This is a genomic window from Geodermatophilus sp. SYSU D01180 (assembly GCF_054050415.1).
This window is the reverse complement of record NZ_JBJGZH010000009.1, coordinates 105,509-119,941: the sequence shown is the minus strand read 5'-3', so window position 1 is coordinate 119,941 and position 14,433 is coordinate 105,509. Positions and strand designations below refer to the sequence as shown.

The window sequence follows — 14,433 nt, the reverse complement described above, 5'->3', positions numbered from 1 at the left end:
CTCACCCCGCGATCCGGACGGTCGTCGTCGAACCCCAGATGGCCAGCGACAGGAACAGGTCGATGACCATGACCGCCACGATCGAGAAGCGCACCGCCCGGCCCACGGCGAGGCCGACGCCGGCCGGGCCGCCGCTGGCCCGGTAGCCGTAGTAGCAGTGGCTCAGGATGATCACGACGGCGAAGACGAGCACCTTGACGAACGACCACAGCACGTCCTGCGGCGGCAGGAAGAGGTTGAAGTAGTGGTCGTAGGTGCCGGCCGACTGCGCGTACGCCTCGGTGGTGATGGTCCGGGTGGCGAAGTAGCTGCTCAGCAGGCCGATGACGTAGAGCGGGACGACCGCGACGAACCCCGCGACGATGCGGGTGGTCACCAGGAACGGCAGCGAGGGGACGCCCATGACCTCGAGGGCGTCGATCTCCTCGTTGATCCGCATGGCGCCGATCTGGGCGGTGAAGCCGCAGCCGACGGTGGCCGACAGCGCCAGCCCGGCGACCAGCGGGGCGATCTCCCGGGTGTTGAAGTACGCCGAGAGGAAGCCGGTGAACGCCGAGGTGCCGAGCTGGTCCAGCGCCGCGTAGCCCTGCAGGCCGACCTCGGTGCCGGTGAAGAACGACAGGAACGCGATGACGCCGACCGTGCCGCCGATGACCGCCAGCGCGCCGGTGCCGAAGGTGACCTCGGCGAGCAGCCGGAACGTCTCGCGCTTGTAGCGGCGCAGCGTGCGCGGCGTCCAGCCCAGGGCCCGGCCGTAGAAGGACAGCTGGTCGCCGAGGTCCTCGAGGGTGTCCATCGGGCGGCCGTAGACGCCGCGGACCAGCCGGCGCGTGCCGACGCGGACCCGGTCGACCGGGGAGAGCAGTGCCATCGGGTCACTGCCCCTTCGGCGGGACGAGCTGGAAGTAGATCGCCGTCATCACGAAGTTCACGGCGAACAGCAGCAGGAAGGTGATGACCACCGACTGGTTCACCGCGTCGCCGACGCCCTTGGGCCCGCCGCCGGCGCGCAGCCCCTTGTACGAGGCGACGATCCCGGCGATCAGCCCGAACACGAGGGCCTTGATCTCACCGGACCAGAAGTCCTCGACCTGCGCGAGCGCGCCGAACGACGCCAGGTAGGCGCCCGGGGTGCCGCCCTGCAGGACGACGTTGAAGAAGTAGCCGCCGGCCACGCCCACGACGCTGACCAGGCCGTTGAGCAGGGTGGCGACCAGCATCGCGGCCAGGACCCGGGGGACGACGAGGCGCTGGATCGGGTTGATCCCGAGCACCTCCATGGCGTCGATCTCGTCGCGGATCTTGCGGGCGCCGAGGTCCGCGCAGATGGCCGAGCCGCCGGCGCCGGCGATGAGCAGCGCGGTGACGATCGGGCTGGCCTCGCGCAGCACGGCCAGCACCGACGCCGAGCCGGTGAAGGACTGGGCGCCGAGCTGGCGGGTCAGCGAGCCCAGCTGCAGGGCGATGACCGCGCCGAAGGGGATCGCGACCAGCGCCGTCGGCAGGATGGTGACGCTGGCGACGAACCAGGTCTGCTGCACGAACTCGCGCAGCTGGAAGGGCCGTCTGGGCAGCGCGCGGAAGGTGTCGAGCGCGAAGGCGAACAGCGTGCCGCTGGCCCGCAGCGGCCGGACCGGGGAGAGCTTCCCGTCGAGCAGGCCCGGCGCCTCCGGCTTCCCGGTGGCCGTCACCGGCCGTCCCGTGGGCCGGGCAGGGAGCCGCCGGCCGCCGTCGCGCCGACGATCTGCGAGGTGTCCCAGTGCCGGCCGGTGGCGTCGGTCGTCGGCGCGAACACGCCGGCGTCGACCTGGGCGAGCAGGTCCTCGGGCAGGGAGGCGCGGATGGCCGTGGCGGTGGCCGGGTCGAACTGGTGCAGCATGCGGGCCACGCGCTCCTGGCGGCGGCGCTGGGCGCGCCGCTCGGGCAGGCCCGGGGAGGGGTCCAGCTGCGGCGGGACGGCGTCGCCGCCGACGGCGCCCTTGGGCCCGACGCCGTTGTGCCGGTCGCCGCCGCGGGCCTGCAGGGCGGCCATCTCGGCCTCGACCTGCGCGACGTCCTTCTCCTCGCTCATGCCGATCGGGCCCTCGCGGCGGCCGTTGAGGAACTGCTGGACCACCGGCTCCTGCGAGGTGAGCAGCTGCTCACGCGGGCCGAACATGGCCAGGTGCTTGCGGTAGAGCAGGCCGAGGTTGTCGGGCACGGTGCGGGCGGTGCCGATGTCGTGCGTGACGATGAGGAAGGTGGCGTCGATCTGCGCGTTGAGGTCGACGATCAGCTGGTTGAGGTAGGCGACGCGGACCGGGTCCAGCCCCGAGTCCGGCTCGTCGAACAGGATGATCTCGGGGTCGAGCACCAGCGCGCGGGCGAGGCCGGCGCGCTTGCGCATGCCGCCGGAGATCTCGCCGGGCAGCTTCCCCTCGGCGCCCTGCAGGCCGACCATGTCCATCTTCTCGAGGACGATGCGGCGGACCTCGGACTCGCTCTTCCGCGTGTGCTCGCGCAGCGGGAAGGCGATGTTGTCGAAGAGGTTCATCGAGCCGAACAGCGCGCCGTCCTGGAACAGGACACCGAACAACTTGCGGACCTCGTACAGCTTGGCCTCGCCGCACCGGACGATGTCGGTGTCGGTGATGACGATCGAGCCGCGCTCGGGCTTGAGCAGCCCGACCAGCGACTTGAGGAAGACCGACTTGCCGGTGCCCGAGGGGCCCAGCAGCACGGAGATCTCCCCCGGCGGCAGCGTGAGGGTGACGTCGCTCCAGATGTTCTGGCTGCCGAAGGACTTGGTCAGCCCCTCGACCTGGACCGCGACGCCCACCGTCGACCTCCTCGCCCGTGTCCGGGGCCCGCGCGCGGCGGGAGCCCCGGGACCGCGTCCCGGCGCGGCCCCCCGTGCGCCGGGGACACCGCCTCCTCGTACTCACGGGTAACGAGGACCGGAGGGGGAGGTTACGTGGATCACTCGTTCGACGTGACACCGGTCGCTGTCACACCACCCCACCGAGGGGGCGGACGCGACAGGGGCCGCCCTCCCGGAGGAGAGCGGCCCCTGTGGCGTGCTGGGTGGTGCTGGTCCCCGGCTCAGGCCGGGGACGGCGTCACTTGATGGTGACGGTGGCGCCGGCGCCCTCGAGAGCGGCCTTGGCCTTCTCGGCGGCGTCCTTGGCGACCTTCTCCAGGACCGGCTTCGGCGCGCCGTCGACCAGGTCCTTGGCCTCCTTGAGGCCGAGCGAGGTCAGGCCGCGCACCTCCTTGATGACCTGGATCTTCTTGTCGCCGGCGGCCTCGAGGATGACGTCGAACTCGTCCTGCTCCTCGGCGGCGGGGGCACCGCCGTCACCGGCACCACCGGCGGCCGGGGCGGCCGCGACGGCGACGGGGGCAGCCGCGGTGACCTCGAAGGTCTCCTCGAACTGCTTCACGAAGTCGGACAGCTCGAGCAGCGTCATCTCCTTGAACGCGTCGAGCAGCTCCGCGGTGGACAGCTTGGCCATGATCTCTCCTTCTGGGGTCAGTCGGTGCTGGCCGCGGTGTCCGCGGCGTCAGCGGAGTCGGTGGTGGTGTCGGCAGCAGCGGTGTCGGCGGCAGCGGAGTCGCCCTCGGCGGGCTTCTTCTCCTGCAGCGCGGCGGCCAGGCGGGCGACCTGGGACAGCGGGGCCTGGAACAGCCCGGCGGCCTTGGTGAGGTTGCCCTTCATCGCGCCGGCCAGCTTGGCCAGCAGCACCTCGCGCGGCTCGACGTCGGCGAGAGCGGTGACCTCGGCGGGGCCGACGGTGCGGCCCTCGACGACGCCGCCCTTGACGACGAGCAGCGGGTTGGCGCGCGCGAAGTCGCGGATGGCCTTGGCGGCCTCGACGACGTCGCCCTCGATGAAGGCGATCGCGGTCGGGCCGTTGAGCAGCGGGGCCAGGTCGGTGTGGCCGACCGAGTCCGCCGCCCGCTTCGTCAGGGTGTTCTTGACGACGGCGTAGCTGCTGCCCGCACCGAGGGAACGCCGCAGCTGGGTCAGCTGCGACACGGTCAGCCCGCGGTACTCGGTGAGCACGGCCGCGCTGGACTTCTGGAACCGCTCGGTGATCTCGTCGATCACAGCGGCCTTCGCCTGCGTGGGCATGGGCCTCCTCTCGTCGGACGGGTGACCACCCGTGCGTCGTACGAGAGCGCGCGAACGGGGCCCGGAGACGAGGAACGCCCCGGCGCAGGGCGCACGGGGCGAGGGACGCGGGCACGGGGCGCCGCGGCGATCGAACCGTCCTCCTGCGCGGGCCGCCCGGGGGTCCGGGACCTTCGATCGCACGCGGGCGTGCGACGACCAGCGGTCGTGGGGGGAACGCCGACCAGCATACGCGACGTCGGGCCGGAGGCGGCGGCCGGTGCCCGGAACGCCAGGAGGCCCCGCCGCACGAGGTGCGCGGCGGGGCCTCCGGGACGGTCTCAGCAGGAGCTCACGCCGTGGGCTCGTCCACCGTCAGGTTGCGGGTGCGGTTCGGGTCGACCGGGATGCCCGGGCCCATCGTGGTGGAGATGGTGACCTTCTTCAGGTACCGGCCCTTGGCCGCGGCCGGCTTGGCGCGCAGCACCTCGTCCAGCGCCGCGGCGTAGTTCTCGACCAGCTTGGCCTCGTCGAAGGAGGTCTTGCCGATCACCAGATGCAGGTTGGCCTGCTTGTCGACGCGGAAGTTGATCTTCCCGCCCTTGATGTCCGCGACGGCCTTGGTGACGTCGGGGGTCACGGTGCCGGTCTTCGGGTTCGGCATCAGGCCGCGGGGGCCGAGGATGCGGGCGATCCGGCCGACCTTGGCCATCTGGTCGGGCGTGGCGATCGCGGCGTCGAAGTCCAGGAAGCCCTCCTGGATGCGCGCGATCAGGTCGTCCGAGCCGACGACGTCGGCGCCGGCGGCCTCGGCCTCGGCGGCCTTGTCACCGGTCGCGAAGACGATGACGCGGGCGGTCTTGCCGGTGCCGTGCGGCAGGTTGACCGTGCCGCGGACCATCTGGTCGGCCTTGCGCGGGTCGACGCCCAGCCGCATGGCCACCTCGACGGTGGCGTCGTAGGTGGTCGGCGAGGTCTGCTTCGCCAGCTCCGCCGCCTGCAGCGGGCTGTACAGGCTCTCGCGGTCGACCTTGGCGGCCGCCTCGAGGTACTTCTTGCCGTGCTTCGCCATGGTGGTTCCTCTCCCCCGCCGCGGGTGCGGGGATCTCGTGGTGTGCGGGCCTGGCGCAGGCCCTCCCACAGGTGCGCGGGGCTCGGGCGAGCCCCGGGTGGTGCAACGCCGCCGGTCGCCGGCGGCTTCCGTCAGCCGGTGACGGTGATGCCCATCGACCGGGCGGTGCCGGCGATGATCCGCTCGGCCTCGTCCAGCGAGTTGGCGTTGAGGTCGGGCATCTTGGTCTGTGCGATCTCGCGGACCTGGTCGCGGGTGACCGTGGCGACCTTGGTCTTGTGCGGCTCGCCCGAGCCCTTCTCGACGCCCGCGGCCTTGAGCAGCATGCGGGCGGCCGGCGGGGTCTTGGTGACGAAGGTGAACGAGCGGTCCTCGTACACCGAGATCTCGACCGGGACCACGTTGCCGCGCTGCGACTCCGTGGCGGCGTTGTACGCCTTGCAGAACTCCATGATGTTGACGCCGTGCTGGCCGAGCGCCGGACCCACGGGCGGCGCGGGGGTGGCCGCACCGGCGTTGATCTGGAGCTTGATGACCGCGGTCAACCGCTTCCTGGGGGGCATGACTTCCTTCTTCGTGACGGGATGGAACGGCCCCGTCGCAGGGCCCCGCGCGAGTTTACGAGCGAAGGGGGGCGACGGGGTCCTTCGTCAGATCTTGGCGACCTGGGTGAACGACAGCTCGACCGGCGTCTCCCGGCCGAAGATGGAGACCAGCACCTGCAGCTTCTGCTGCTCGGCGTTGATCTCGTTGATGGTCGCCGGGAGGGTGGCGAACGGGCCGTCCATGACGGTCACCGACTCGCCGATCTCGAAGTCGACGACGGCGGTCGGCGCGGACGCCGCCGCGGGCGAGGCCGCCTCGGTCGCCTTCGCCGCCTGCGGCGGGGCGTCGGGCACCAGCAGGTTGACGACCTCGTCGATGCTCAGCGGCGAGGGCCGCGAGGTGGCGCCGACGAAGCCGGTGACGCCGGGGGTGTTGCGGACCGCGCCCCAGGACTCGTCGTTGAGGTCCATCCGGACGAGCAGGTAGCCGGGCAGCTTCTTCCGGTTGACCTGGGTGCGCTTGCCGTTCTTGATCTCGGTGACCTCCTCGGTGGGCACCTCGATCTGGAAGATGTAGTCCTCCATGTCCAGCGACTGGATGCGGGACTCGAGGTTGGTCTTCACCTTGTTCTCGTAGCCCGCGTAGGAGTGGATGACGTACCAGTCGCCGAACTGGGTCCGCAGGGTCCGCTTGAGCGTCTCGCGCGGGTCCTCGTCCGCGGCCTCCGCCTCGGCCAGGGCCTCGGTGACGACCGGGTCGTGGTCGGGGGCCGGCGCGGCCAGCGGGTCGCCGACCAGGCTGTCGCGACCGCCGCCCTCGACCGCGGGGGTCACGTCGGCGACACCGGTGGCGGTGTCCTGGTCGGCGGTGTCGACCGAGCCCTCGGCGGAGCCGGCCTCGTCCGCGCCGGTCTCGAGGTCGACGCTGCCGCGGACGTCCATCCGCTGGTCGTCGAGGTCGATGGCCTCGACGTCGCTGTCGGTGTCGAAGGGCTCGCGGGGGTCGGTCACGGGGTCTCTTCCTTGTCGGGTGCGGTCAGGCGCAGGGGGCGGTCAGCCGAAGACGGCGAGCACGCCCTGCGCGAAGAGGACGTCGAGGCCCGCGACGAGCGCCACCATGAACGCCACGAAGAGGATGACGACGGTCGTGTAGGTGATCAGCTCCCGGCGGCCGGGCCAGATGACCTTGCGGAGCTCGGCGACGACCTCGCGCAGGAACCGGCGCAGGCTGCGCTTCTGCCGGACCTCCTCGGCCCGCGCCCGCTGCGCGGCGGCCCGGGACCGGGTGCCGGAGCCCTCGGCGGCGCGGCCGGCGGGACGGCTGCCGGCGGCCTCCTCGCGGGCGGGGCGCCGGGTGCGCGGGGCGGCCGGCTCGCCGTCCTCGTCGTCGCCGGCGGTGATCCGGCCGCCGCGGCGGCGGGCCGGGGCGCTGACGACCTTGTCCTCCTCGGCCTCGGCCTCGGCGGCGACCTCGTCCTCGGCGGCCTCCAGCTCGGCGGCGTCCTCGACGCCCGGGGCCTCGCGGTCGAGCTGCTCGTCGGACAGCTCGGCGTCGGAGGCGGTACGGGGGTCCTCCCCGCGGCCCGGCTTCTCGCTCACTGCGCCTCGCTCGCGTCGTGGTTGGTGGCCGCTGCTGTCGGGCCGTCTGGTGTGGTGCTCGCCGGCCGGGGACCGCGTCCGGGAGCCGGTGCGCGGTCGTGCCGGGTCGTGCTGCCCGCCGGCACGGGCCGGCGGCACGGGCAGGGGTGACAGGACTTGAACCTGCAGCCTGCGGTTTTGGAGACCGCTGCTCTGCCAATTGAGCTACACCCCTAGGCGCCCGGGGCCGGTGACCCCGGGCTGCCCCGGGACGGTCGGGCCTCGCCCTCGGCGCGCCGGTCCCGGGAGGATCCGGGGCACGCCGGTGGCGGGGTCGAACGCCCCAGGGTTGCCAGTGTACGGGACCGCGGGACCGGTCCGTGAGCGCGCTCCGGGGGACCTCCCGCGCAGGAGCACCGGGGGTGGTGCCGCCGGCGGGGGTCGCGCACGTCGTGCCGCGGGGGGACCGGGAACTGGCGGGCCCCGGCGGCGTGGCGCCTGACACGATGGACCCATGACCGCCGTCTCCCCGTCGGAGTCCGCCCTCTCCCCCGCCGAGCGCCGCGTCTCGCGGCGCATCGGGTCCATCGCCGAGTCCGCCACGCTCGCGGTGGACGCGAAGGCCAAGGCGCTCAAGGCGGCGGGCAAGCCGGTCATCGGCTTCGGCGCCGGTGAGCCGGACTTCCCGACGCCGGACTACGTCGTCGAGGCGGCGATCGCCGCGGCCCGGCAGCCGGCGATGCACCGGTACACGCCGGCCGGCGGCCTGCCCGCGCTCAAGGAGGCGATCGTCGCCAAGACGGCGCGCGACTCGGGCCTGGCCGTCACGCCGGCGCAGGTGCTGGTGACCAACGGCGGCAAGCAGGCCGTGTACGAGGCGTTCGCCACGATGCTCGACCCCGGCGACGAGGTGCTGGTGCCCGCGCCCTACTGGACCACCTACCCGGAGGCGATCCGGCTGGCCGGCGGCGTGCCGGTGCCCGTCGTCGCCGACGAGGACAGCGGCTACCTCGTCTCCGTCGAGCAGCTCGAGGCCGCGCGCACCGAGCGCACCAAGGTGCTGCTGTTCGTCTCGCCGTCCAACCCGACCGGCGCGGTCTACCCGCCCGACCAGGTGGAGGCCATCGGCCGCTGGGCCCTGGAGGCCGGGCTGTGGGTGCTCACCGACGAGATCTACGAGCACCTGACCTACGGCGGGGTCACCGCGCCGTCGATGCCGGTCGTGGTGCCCGGGCTCGCCGATCGCTGCGTCGTCGTCAACGGGGTGGCCAAGACCTACGCGATGACCGGCTGGCGGGTCGGCTGGATCGTCGGCCCGGCCGACGTCGTCAAGGCCGCGACCAACCTGCAGTCGCACGCCACCTCGAACGTCGCCAACGTGTCCCAGGCGGCGGCGGTGGCCGCGCTGACCGGCGACCTGTCGGCGGTGGACGCGATGCGGACGGCGTTCGACCGGCGCCGCAAGACGATCGTGTCGATGCTGCGGGAGATCCCCGGCATCACCTGCCCCGAGCCGCAGGGCGCCTTCTACGTGTACCCGTCGGTGAAGGGCCTGCTGGGCCGGCCGATCAACGGCCGCACGGCGTCGAGCAGCGCGGAGTTCGCCGAGATCGTGCTGGAGGAGGCCGAGGTCGCCGTCGTCCCCGGGGAGGCCTTCGGCACGCCGGGCTACGTGCGGATGTCCTACGCGCTCGGTGACGACGACCTGGCCGAGGGCGTCGGCCGGCTGCAGCGCCTGCTCGGCTGACTCAGTCCGGCAGGTCGTCCTCGTCGAGGGCGCCGGCCGCCACCAGCACCTCGGTGGCGGCCGGGAGGTCGGCCAGCGCCAGCGCGAGGTCGGCGGGCGTGGCGATCGTCCACGCGTTGAGCTGCACGTAGCAGCGCAGCGCGGCGTCGAACTCCGTGGCGCCGGCGGCCTGCCGGGCGGCGACCAGCGCGGCGCCGCCCTTGCCGTAGACGACGTCGAAGTAGCTGCCGGTGTCGGAGAACTCGTCCATCGCCGCGCCGACGTCGCCCGGTGCGGCCAGCGTCGCGTCGAGCTGCTCCTGCGGCACGTCGCCGTCGCTCTCGGCGTAGGTGGCGAAGGCCTCGTCGAGCCAGGGGTCGCGGAACTGCGAGTCGCCGACCATCCCGTAGAACCACATGTGCGCGACCTCGTGCTCGAGCACGACCCGGCTGGCGCCGGCGAGCAGGATCGAGCTGGGGTACTCGATGCCGCCACCCTGGTCGGGCAGCAGCGGCACGGTGAGGGTGTCGTACGGGAAGGGGCCGAACCGGTCGGCGAGGGCGGTCACGTCCTCGCTGGTCCAGTCGGCGAGCTCGCCCGGGCCGGTCCGCGAGTCCGGCAGCACGCCGGTGGTGATCTCGACGCCGTTCGGCGAGGTGAGGGTGGCGGTCCGGAACTCCCCGGCGGCGACGCTGACGTCGCGGGCGACCGGCTCGTGCGCGGTCCAGGTGCGCCGGCCGTCCTCGGGCTCGGAGGGCTCGTCCTGGTCACCGGTCATGAGGACGACGAGGTCCTCGGGCGCCGAGACGCTGATCGTGGTGTCGGCGACCGGGCTGGTGGCGGTCTCGCCGAGGATGCCGACGAACGGGTCGCGGGCCCAGCCCACGCCGGGCTCCCAGGCCAGCAGCGGGAAGCCGCTGGCCCACCAGGACACGTCCTCGGCCGCGCCCAGCCGCTCGAAGCCGCTGCCGCCGAGGGAGACGGTGAAGTCCAGCTCCACCTCGGTGGACTCGCCGGCGTCGAGCTCGCCGTCGAGCTGGAGCACGTAGAGCCCGCCCGGGCCCTCGGCGCCGGCGTCCTCGTAGCCGGCCTGGTCGACGTCGTCACCGCGGACGTCGTCCACCGTGATCCGGTTGCCCAGCTCGGTCGCGCCGGGGCTGTTGGGCACCAGCCGGAACACCATCTCGTCGGTGGCGCGGTCCGGGGTGAAGACGATGTTCTCGGTGCCGGTGACGGTGCGCCCGTCGTCGGAGAGCCGGAACTCCAGGTCGACGACGGGGCGGTCGGGGTCGGGCTCGGCGCGCTCGGCCGGGCAGCTCGGGGCGTCGTCCCCGCCGCCGCCGTCCTCCTGGCCCGGCGACGACGGCGCCGCCGAGGAGGAGTCCTCCGCGGCGAGCGTCTCGGTGAAGGAGGTGCCGCAGCCGGCCAGCAGGAGCAGGGCCGCGGCCGCGACCGGCAGGGCCCGCCGGGGGGTCATGCCAGTGCGACGGTGGCGCGGGCGAGGGACAGCACCTTCTCGCCGCCGCTGGTGACCGTGAGGTCCACGCGCACCCGGCCGTCGTCGAGGACGGCGCCGACCCTGCCGCGGACGGTGACCTCGGCCCCGGTGTCGTCGTCGGGCACGACCACCGGGCGGCCGAAGCGGACCTGGTACTCGACGACGGCGCCCGGGTCGCCGGCCCAGTCGGTCACCGCGCGGGCGGCCAGGCCCATCGTGAGCATCCCGTGGGCGATGACGCCGGGCAGGCCGACGCCGGTGGCGACCCGGTCGCTCCAGTGGATCGGGTTGAGGTCGCCGGAGGCGCCGGCGTAGCGGACGAGGTCCGCGCGGGTGACCCGGTGCGCCTGCTCGGGCAGCTCGGTGCCGACGGCGACGTCGGCGGCCCGCAGCCGGGCGCTCACGCCGTCCCCCGGGCCACGAGCATCGAGGTGGCGGTGCAGACGGCCTCGCCGTCCTCGGTGGCGACGTCGACGCGGGTGGTGAGCAGGTCGTTGCCGGCCACGCTGCGCACCGCCTCGATGGTCGTGGTGCTCACCAGCCGGTCGCCGGCGCGGATCGGCCGGTGGTGGGTGAAGCGCTGCTCGCCGTGCACCACCCGGCTGTAGTCGAGGGCCACGTCGGGATCGTCCAGCACGACGTCGGCGGCGCCCAGGGTGACCACGATGGCGAAGGTGGGCGGCGCGACGACGTCGGGGTGGCCGGCCGCGCGGGCGGCGTCGGCGTCGGTGTGCACCGGGTCGGCCGCGCCGACGGCGGCGGCGAACTCGGCGATCTTGGCGCGACCGACCTCGTAGACGGCGGAGGGCGGGTAGCTGCGCCCGACCAGTCCTGCGTCCAGCGCCACTCCCGCCCTCCCTCGCTCCTCGCGGACCTGCGTCAGCGGGTCTCGCGGTGGACCGTGTGCTTCCTGTCCCGCGGGCAGTACTTCTTCAGCTCGAGCCGGTCGGGGTCGTTCCGCCGGTTCTTGCGGGTGATGTAGTTGCGGCTCTTGCACTCCTGGCAGGCCAGGGTGATCTTCGGACGGACGTCGGTGGCTGCCATGGGGCACTCCTCGCCTTGTGCGGACCGGCCCGGGGGCCGGGACCGTGGCGGCGGGTGCCGACACGGCGACGGACCCCGGGGTACGGGGTCCGTCAGGGGTAGCGGTGACCGGATTTGAACCGGTGACACAGCGATTATGAGCCGCTTGCTCTGCCAGGCTGAGCTACACCGCCGGGAAGACCGCGCGGCCCGGTCTCGCGACAGGACCGGTGGGTCGGAGCCCCTTTACGGAATCGAACCGTAGACCTTCTCCTTACCATGGAGACGCTCTGCCGACTGAGCTAAAGGGGCGTGCTCACTGAGCCGGAGGGAACTCTACCCCACCGTCTCCGGCGGTCTCGCACCCCCTCCGGGGTGTGCCAGACGACTGTAACAGTCAGGCGCGGACGAACAGCCGGCGGTGCTGGGCGCCGGGCGCGGCGGACCGCACACCGGTGCGCGCGAGCAGCCACTTCTCCAGCACCTCGTCCGCCAGCGGCCGGCTGACCAGGAAGCCCTGGAGCTTGTCGCAGCCCATCTCGGTGAGCAGCTTGCGGGTCAGCTCGTCCTCGACGCCCTCGGCGACCACGCGCAGGCCGAGGTTGTGCGCGAGCTCGATGATCGAACGGGCGATGAACGACTCCCCCTGGCTGGTGGACATCCCCAGCACGAAGGACTTGTCGATCTTCACCTCGTCGATCGGCAGCTGCCGCAGCTGGGACAGCGACGAGTAGCCGGTCCCGAAGTCGTCCATCGACAGCCGCAGGCCCAGGGCGTGCAGGTCGGTGAGGACGGTGCCCGAGCGCACCGAGTCGTCGACGACGCTGCCCTCGGTCAGCTCGAGGATGAGCAGCTCCCCCGGGACGCCGTGGCGGCGCAGCGCGCGCTGCACCCGCTCGACCAGGTCCGGCTCGGCCAGGCAGCGGGCGGAGAGGTTCACCGCGACCGACAGCGCGATGTCCTGGTCCAGCCACCGCCGGCAGCGGGCCAGCGCGAGGTCCAGCACGTGGTCGGTGAGCGGGCCGATGCGGCCGATCTGCTCGGCGAGGTGGATGAAGTCGTCCGGCGGGATCGCGCCGAAGCGCGGGTGCGCCCAGCGGACGAGGGTCTCCACGGAGACGATGTCGGAGGTCCGGGCGTCGATGATGGGCTGGAAGACGACGCTGATCTGCCCGTCGGCCATGGCCTGCTCGAGCTCGGTGCCCAGCTGCAGGCGGCGCAGGCTCTGCTGGTCCAGCACCTGGTGGTAGCTGGCGACGCCGCCGCTCTCGGAGGCGGCCGCCAGCAGCGCGACGTCGGCCCGCTGCATGAGCGTGCCGGAGTCCGTGCCGTGGACCGGCGCGGCCGCGACGCCGACGGTCAGCGTGACCTCGAGGTCCAGGCCGGCGACCCGCGCCCGGGTGGAGGTGGCCTCGCGCAGCCGCCGGGCGGCCCGCTCGGTCGCCGGCAGGGACAGCCCCGGCAGGAGGACGGCGAACTGCTCGCCCTCCATCCGCGCGACGAGCGCGTCCGGCGGCGCGTGCTCGCGCAGCAGGCCCGCGGTGACCAGCAGCAGCTCGTCGGCGGCGGCGTGTCCGAGGGTGTCGACGATCTCGGTGTGGTTGTCCAGGGCGGCGAGCACCAGGCCGGCCCGCGCCCCGACCGGGTCGGCGCCGAGCATCTGGTCGATCTCGGCGGCCAGCCGCTGCCGGTTGGGCAGCCCGGTGAGCCGGTCGTGGTCGGCGTCGTAGCGGATCTGGGTGAGCAGCTGCTGCTGGCGGATGGCCGCGTTGACGTGGGTCAGCATCGAGTCCAGCGCGGAGCGGTCGCTGCCGGAGAAGGACACGACGTCGCTGCGCCGGTCGCACACCTCGAGGTAGCCGGGCTCGCCGGCCGCCGTCGCCACCGGGGCGCCGAGGACCTCCTGGGCACCGCGGCGGGCCAGGGCGGCGGACTCGGCGGGCGTCGCGCGGCCGGCGGCCACCAGGACCGGCTCGGAGGACCCGGACGTCAGCACCCGCAGGCGCAGGACGTCCTCGGGGTCGGCCGGACCGTCGTACCAGGTGACGCCGCCGTCGCCGGCCACGACCAGCCGCGGCGGCTCGTCGAGGTAGGGCGGCAGCCACAGCGCGACCTTGTCCGCGTTGAGCAGCTCCTGGACGGCCTGGACGATCTGCAGCGGCCCGTCGGCGTCCGGCCGCACCTGCTCCACCCGCCGGGCGAACTCGTAGACCTGCTGCACGGTCCGCCGCTCACGCAGCGCCGAGGCCGAGAGCCGGAACACCGCGATCATCGCGGCGAGGATCGGGAGGATCAGCAGCCAGGTCCAGCCGTTGCCCTTCGTGAGCAGCAGGGCTCCGACACCGGCGGCCACGCTCAGGGGCCCGACGACGAACTGCGGCACCAGGGCGTCGATCCAGAAGCGCCGGTCGAGTCGGCCGTCGGTCATCGTGATGATGGCGGCGACGCAGGCCGCGGAGACGATGTCGGCGACGGTGACGGCGACGGCCAGGCCGGCCCAGGTCAGCGGCGAGCTGAGATCGGCCGGCGGGAACAGCTGCAGGACCGCCACCGCCGCGGTCACCTCGAGGACGGCGAGCGCGACGTTGAAGACCGTCTTCATCGGTGCGTACCGCTGACGCACCAGGACGAGGAGGACCGCGGCGCCGCGTGCCACGGCGGCCCACAGGCCGCCGACCTCGACCAGCGCGATGACGACGACGAGCTCCATCGGCGTCAGGGAGAACGTCTGGCGCCGCACCTCGAGGTCGAGCTTGACCGACTCGGTGACCAGGAAGGCGACGAACATCGCCAGCACGGCCAGCAGCGACGCCGACTCAGCAGCGGACGGCAGGACGAGGAGTCCGAGGACCAGCGTGATCAGCGCGGTTCCCCAGACGGGCACCCATGCCCGTCGCA

Annotated in this window: 15 protein-coding genes and 3 tRNA genes; 1 reads left to right on the top strand and 17 read right to left on the bottom strand. The window is 73.2% G+C overall.

Annotated elements, in window-relative coordinates:
• Nucleotide 1: 1 nt before the first annotated feature.
• The 10 genes from ACI8AA_RS10835 to ACI8AA_RS10790 all read right to left on the bottom strand — a co-directional run bounded on the left by ACI8AA_RS10835 (nt 2) and on the right by ACI8AA_RS10790 (nt 7,523).
• A complete protein-coding gene (locus tag ACI8AA_RS10835; RefSeq protein ID WP_457044449.1) occupies nt 2-871 on the bottom strand; it encodes an MlaE family ABC transporter permease in 870 nt (289 codons plus the stop codon).
• A 4-nt stretch (nt 872-875) separates the two neighbouring features.
• Complete coding sequence (locus tag ACI8AA_RS10830) at nt 876-1,691, bottom strand: MlaE family ABC transporter permease (RefSeq protein WP_457044448.1); 816 nt, start codon at nt 1,689-1,691, stop codon at nt 876-878.
• A complete protein-coding gene (locus ACI8AA_RS10825; protein WP_457044447.1) occupies nt 1,688-2,818 on the bottom strand; it encodes an ABC transporter ATP-binding protein in 1,131 nt (376 codons plus the stop codon). The genes ACI8AA_RS10830 and ACI8AA_RS10825 overlap by 4 nt, the downstream gene beginning before the upstream one ends.
• A 280-nt stretch (nt 2,819-3,098) precedes the next feature.
• A complete protein-coding gene (rplL, locus tag ACI8AA_RS10820) occupies nt 3,099-3,494 on the bottom strand; it encodes a 50S ribosomal protein L7/L12 (RefSeq protein ID WP_456929520.1) in 396 nt (131 codons plus the stop codon).
• 17 nt (nt 3,495-3,511) lie between these two features.
• Nucleotides 3,512-4,114 carry a 50S ribosomal protein L10 gene (gene rplJ / locus ACI8AA_RS10815; RefSeq protein WP_457044446.1) on the bottom strand — a complete coding sequence of 201 codons (603 nt, stop codon included), beginning with the start codon at nt 4,112-4,114 and terminating at the stop codon, nt 3,512-3,514.
• Between the two features lie 331 nt (nt 4,115-4,445).
• Nucleotides 4,446-5,165: a 50S ribosomal protein L1 gene (gene rplA / locus ACI8AA_RS10810; protein WP_457044445.1), complete on the bottom strand. Its 720-nt coding sequence runs from the start codon at nt 5,163-5,165 to the stop codon at nt 4,446-4,448.
• 131 nt (nt 5,166-5,296) lie between these two features.
• Complete coding sequence (gene rplK, locus ACI8AA_RS10805) at nt 5,297-5,728, bottom strand: 50S ribosomal protein L11 (protein WP_387987792.1); 432 nt, start codon at nt 5,726-5,728, stop codon at nt 5,297-5,299.
• A gap of 87 nt (nt 5,729-5,815) precedes the next feature.
• Entirely contained in the window at nt 5,816-6,721 is a 906-nt protein-coding gene (gene nusG / locus ACI8AA_RS10800) for a transcription termination/antitermination protein NusG (RefSeq protein WP_457044444.1), read from the bottom strand.
• A gap of 42 nt (nt 6,722-6,763) precedes the next feature.
• The gene (secE, locus tag ACI8AA_RS10795) at nt 6,764-7,309 is read right to left on the bottom strand and encodes a preprotein translocase subunit SecE (protein WP_457044443.1); all 546 of its coding nucleotides are present in this window, start codon (nt 7,307-7,309) and stop codon (nt 6,764-6,766) included.
• A 141-nt stretch (nt 7,310-7,450) separates the two neighbouring features.
• Nucleotides 7,451-7,523 (bottom strand) — tRNA-Trp (locus tag ACI8AA_RS10790).
• Nucleotides 7,524-7,802: 279 nt separating this feature from the next.
• On the opposite strand from ACI8AA_RS10790, the gene ACI8AA_RS10785 reads away from it, so the two are divergent.
• A complete protein-coding gene (locus ACI8AA_RS10785; RefSeq protein WP_457044442.1) occupies nt 7,803-9,035 on the top strand; it encodes a pyridoxal phosphate-dependent aminotransferase in 1,233 nt (410 codons plus the stop codon).
• Between the two features lies 1 nt (nt 9,036).
• Here ACI8AA_RS10785 and ACI8AA_RS10780 read toward each other — a convergent pair whose 3' ends face one another.
• The 7 genes from ACI8AA_RS10780 to ACI8AA_RS10750 all read right to left on the bottom strand — a co-directional run bounded on the left by ACI8AA_RS10780 (nt 9,037) and on the right by ACI8AA_RS10750 (nt 14,419).
• Complete coding sequence (locus ACI8AA_RS10780) at nt 9,037-10,491, bottom strand: M1 family aminopeptidase (RefSeq protein ID WP_457044441.1); 1,455 nt, start codon at nt 10,489-10,491, stop codon at nt 9,037-9,039.
• Nucleotides 10,488-10,916, bottom strand: coding sequence for a MaoC family dehydratase (locus tag ACI8AA_RS10775; RefSeq protein WP_457044440.1), 429 nt, complete (start codon nt 10,914-10,916; stop codon nt 10,488-10,490). The genes ACI8AA_RS10780 and ACI8AA_RS10775 overlap by 4 nt, the downstream gene beginning before the upstream one ends.
• Nucleotides 10,913-11,359, bottom strand: a complete 447-nt coding sequence (locus ACI8AA_RS10770) for an FAS1-like dehydratase domain-containing protein (RefSeq protein ID WP_457044439.1) — start codon at nt 11,357-11,359, stop codon at nt 10,913-10,915. The genes ACI8AA_RS10775 and ACI8AA_RS10770 overlap by 4 nt, the downstream gene beginning before the upstream one ends.
• 32 nt (nt 11,360-11,391) lie before the next feature.
• Nucleotides 11,392-11,556: a 50S ribosomal protein L33 gene (gene rpmG, locus ACI8AA_RS10765; protein ID WP_113811290.1), complete on the bottom strand. Its 165-nt coding sequence runs from the start codon at nt 11,554-11,556 to the stop codon at nt 11,392-11,394.
• 99 nt (nt 11,557-11,655) lie between these two features.
• Nucleotides 11,656-11,729: transfer RNA gene (locus ACI8AA_RS10760), tRNA-Met, on the bottom strand.
• A 45-nt stretch (nt 11,730-11,774) separates the two neighbouring features.
• Nucleotides 11,775-11,847: transfer RNA gene (locus ACI8AA_RS10755), tRNA-Thr, on the bottom strand.
• An 85-nt stretch (nt 11,848-11,932) separates the two neighbouring features.
• Nucleotides 11,933-14,419, bottom strand: a complete 2,487-nt coding sequence (locus ACI8AA_RS10750) for a putative bifunctional diguanylate cyclase/phosphodiesterase (protein ID WP_457044438.1) — start codon at nt 14,417-14,419, stop codon at nt 11,933-11,935.
• Nucleotides 14,420-14,433 lie beyond the last annotated feature (14 nt).

What these genes read in the sequence shown, in the direction of transcription:
- rpmG (WP_113811290.1), bottom strand. Translation starts at nt 11,556, where the DNA reads ATGGCAGCCACCGACGTCCGTCCGAAGATCACCCTGGCCTGCCAGGAG.
- rplK (WP_387987792.1), bottom strand. Translation starts at nt 5,728, where the DNA reads ATGCCCCCCAGGAAGCGGTTGACCGCGGTCATCAAGCTCCAGATCAAC.
- ACI8AA_RS10835 (WP_457044449.1), bottom strand. Translation starts at nt 871, where the DNA reads ATGGCACTGCTCTCCCCGGTCGACCGGGTCCGCGTCGGCACGCGCCGG.
- rplL (WP_456929520.1), bottom strand. Translation starts at nt 3,494, where the DNA reads ATGGCCAAGCTGTCCACCGCGGAGCTGCTCGACGCGTTCAAGGAGATG.
- rplA (WP_457044445.1), bottom strand. Translation starts at nt 5,165, where the DNA reads ATGGCGAAGCACGGCAAGAAGTACCTCGAGGCGGCCGCCAAGGTCGAC.
- ACI8AA_RS10785 (WP_457044442.1), top strand. Translation starts at nt 7,803, where the DNA reads ATGACCGCCGTCTCCCCGTCGGAGTCCGCCCTCTCCCCCGCCGAGCGC.
- rplJ (WP_457044446.1), bottom strand. Translation starts at nt 4,114, where the DNA reads ATGCCCACGCAGGCGAAGGCCGCTGTGATCGACGAGATCACCGAGCGG.
- ACI8AA_RS10780 (WP_457044441.1), bottom strand. Translation starts at nt 10,491, where the DNA reads ATGACCCCCCGGCGGGCCCTGCCGGTCGCGGCCGCGGCCCTGCTCCTG.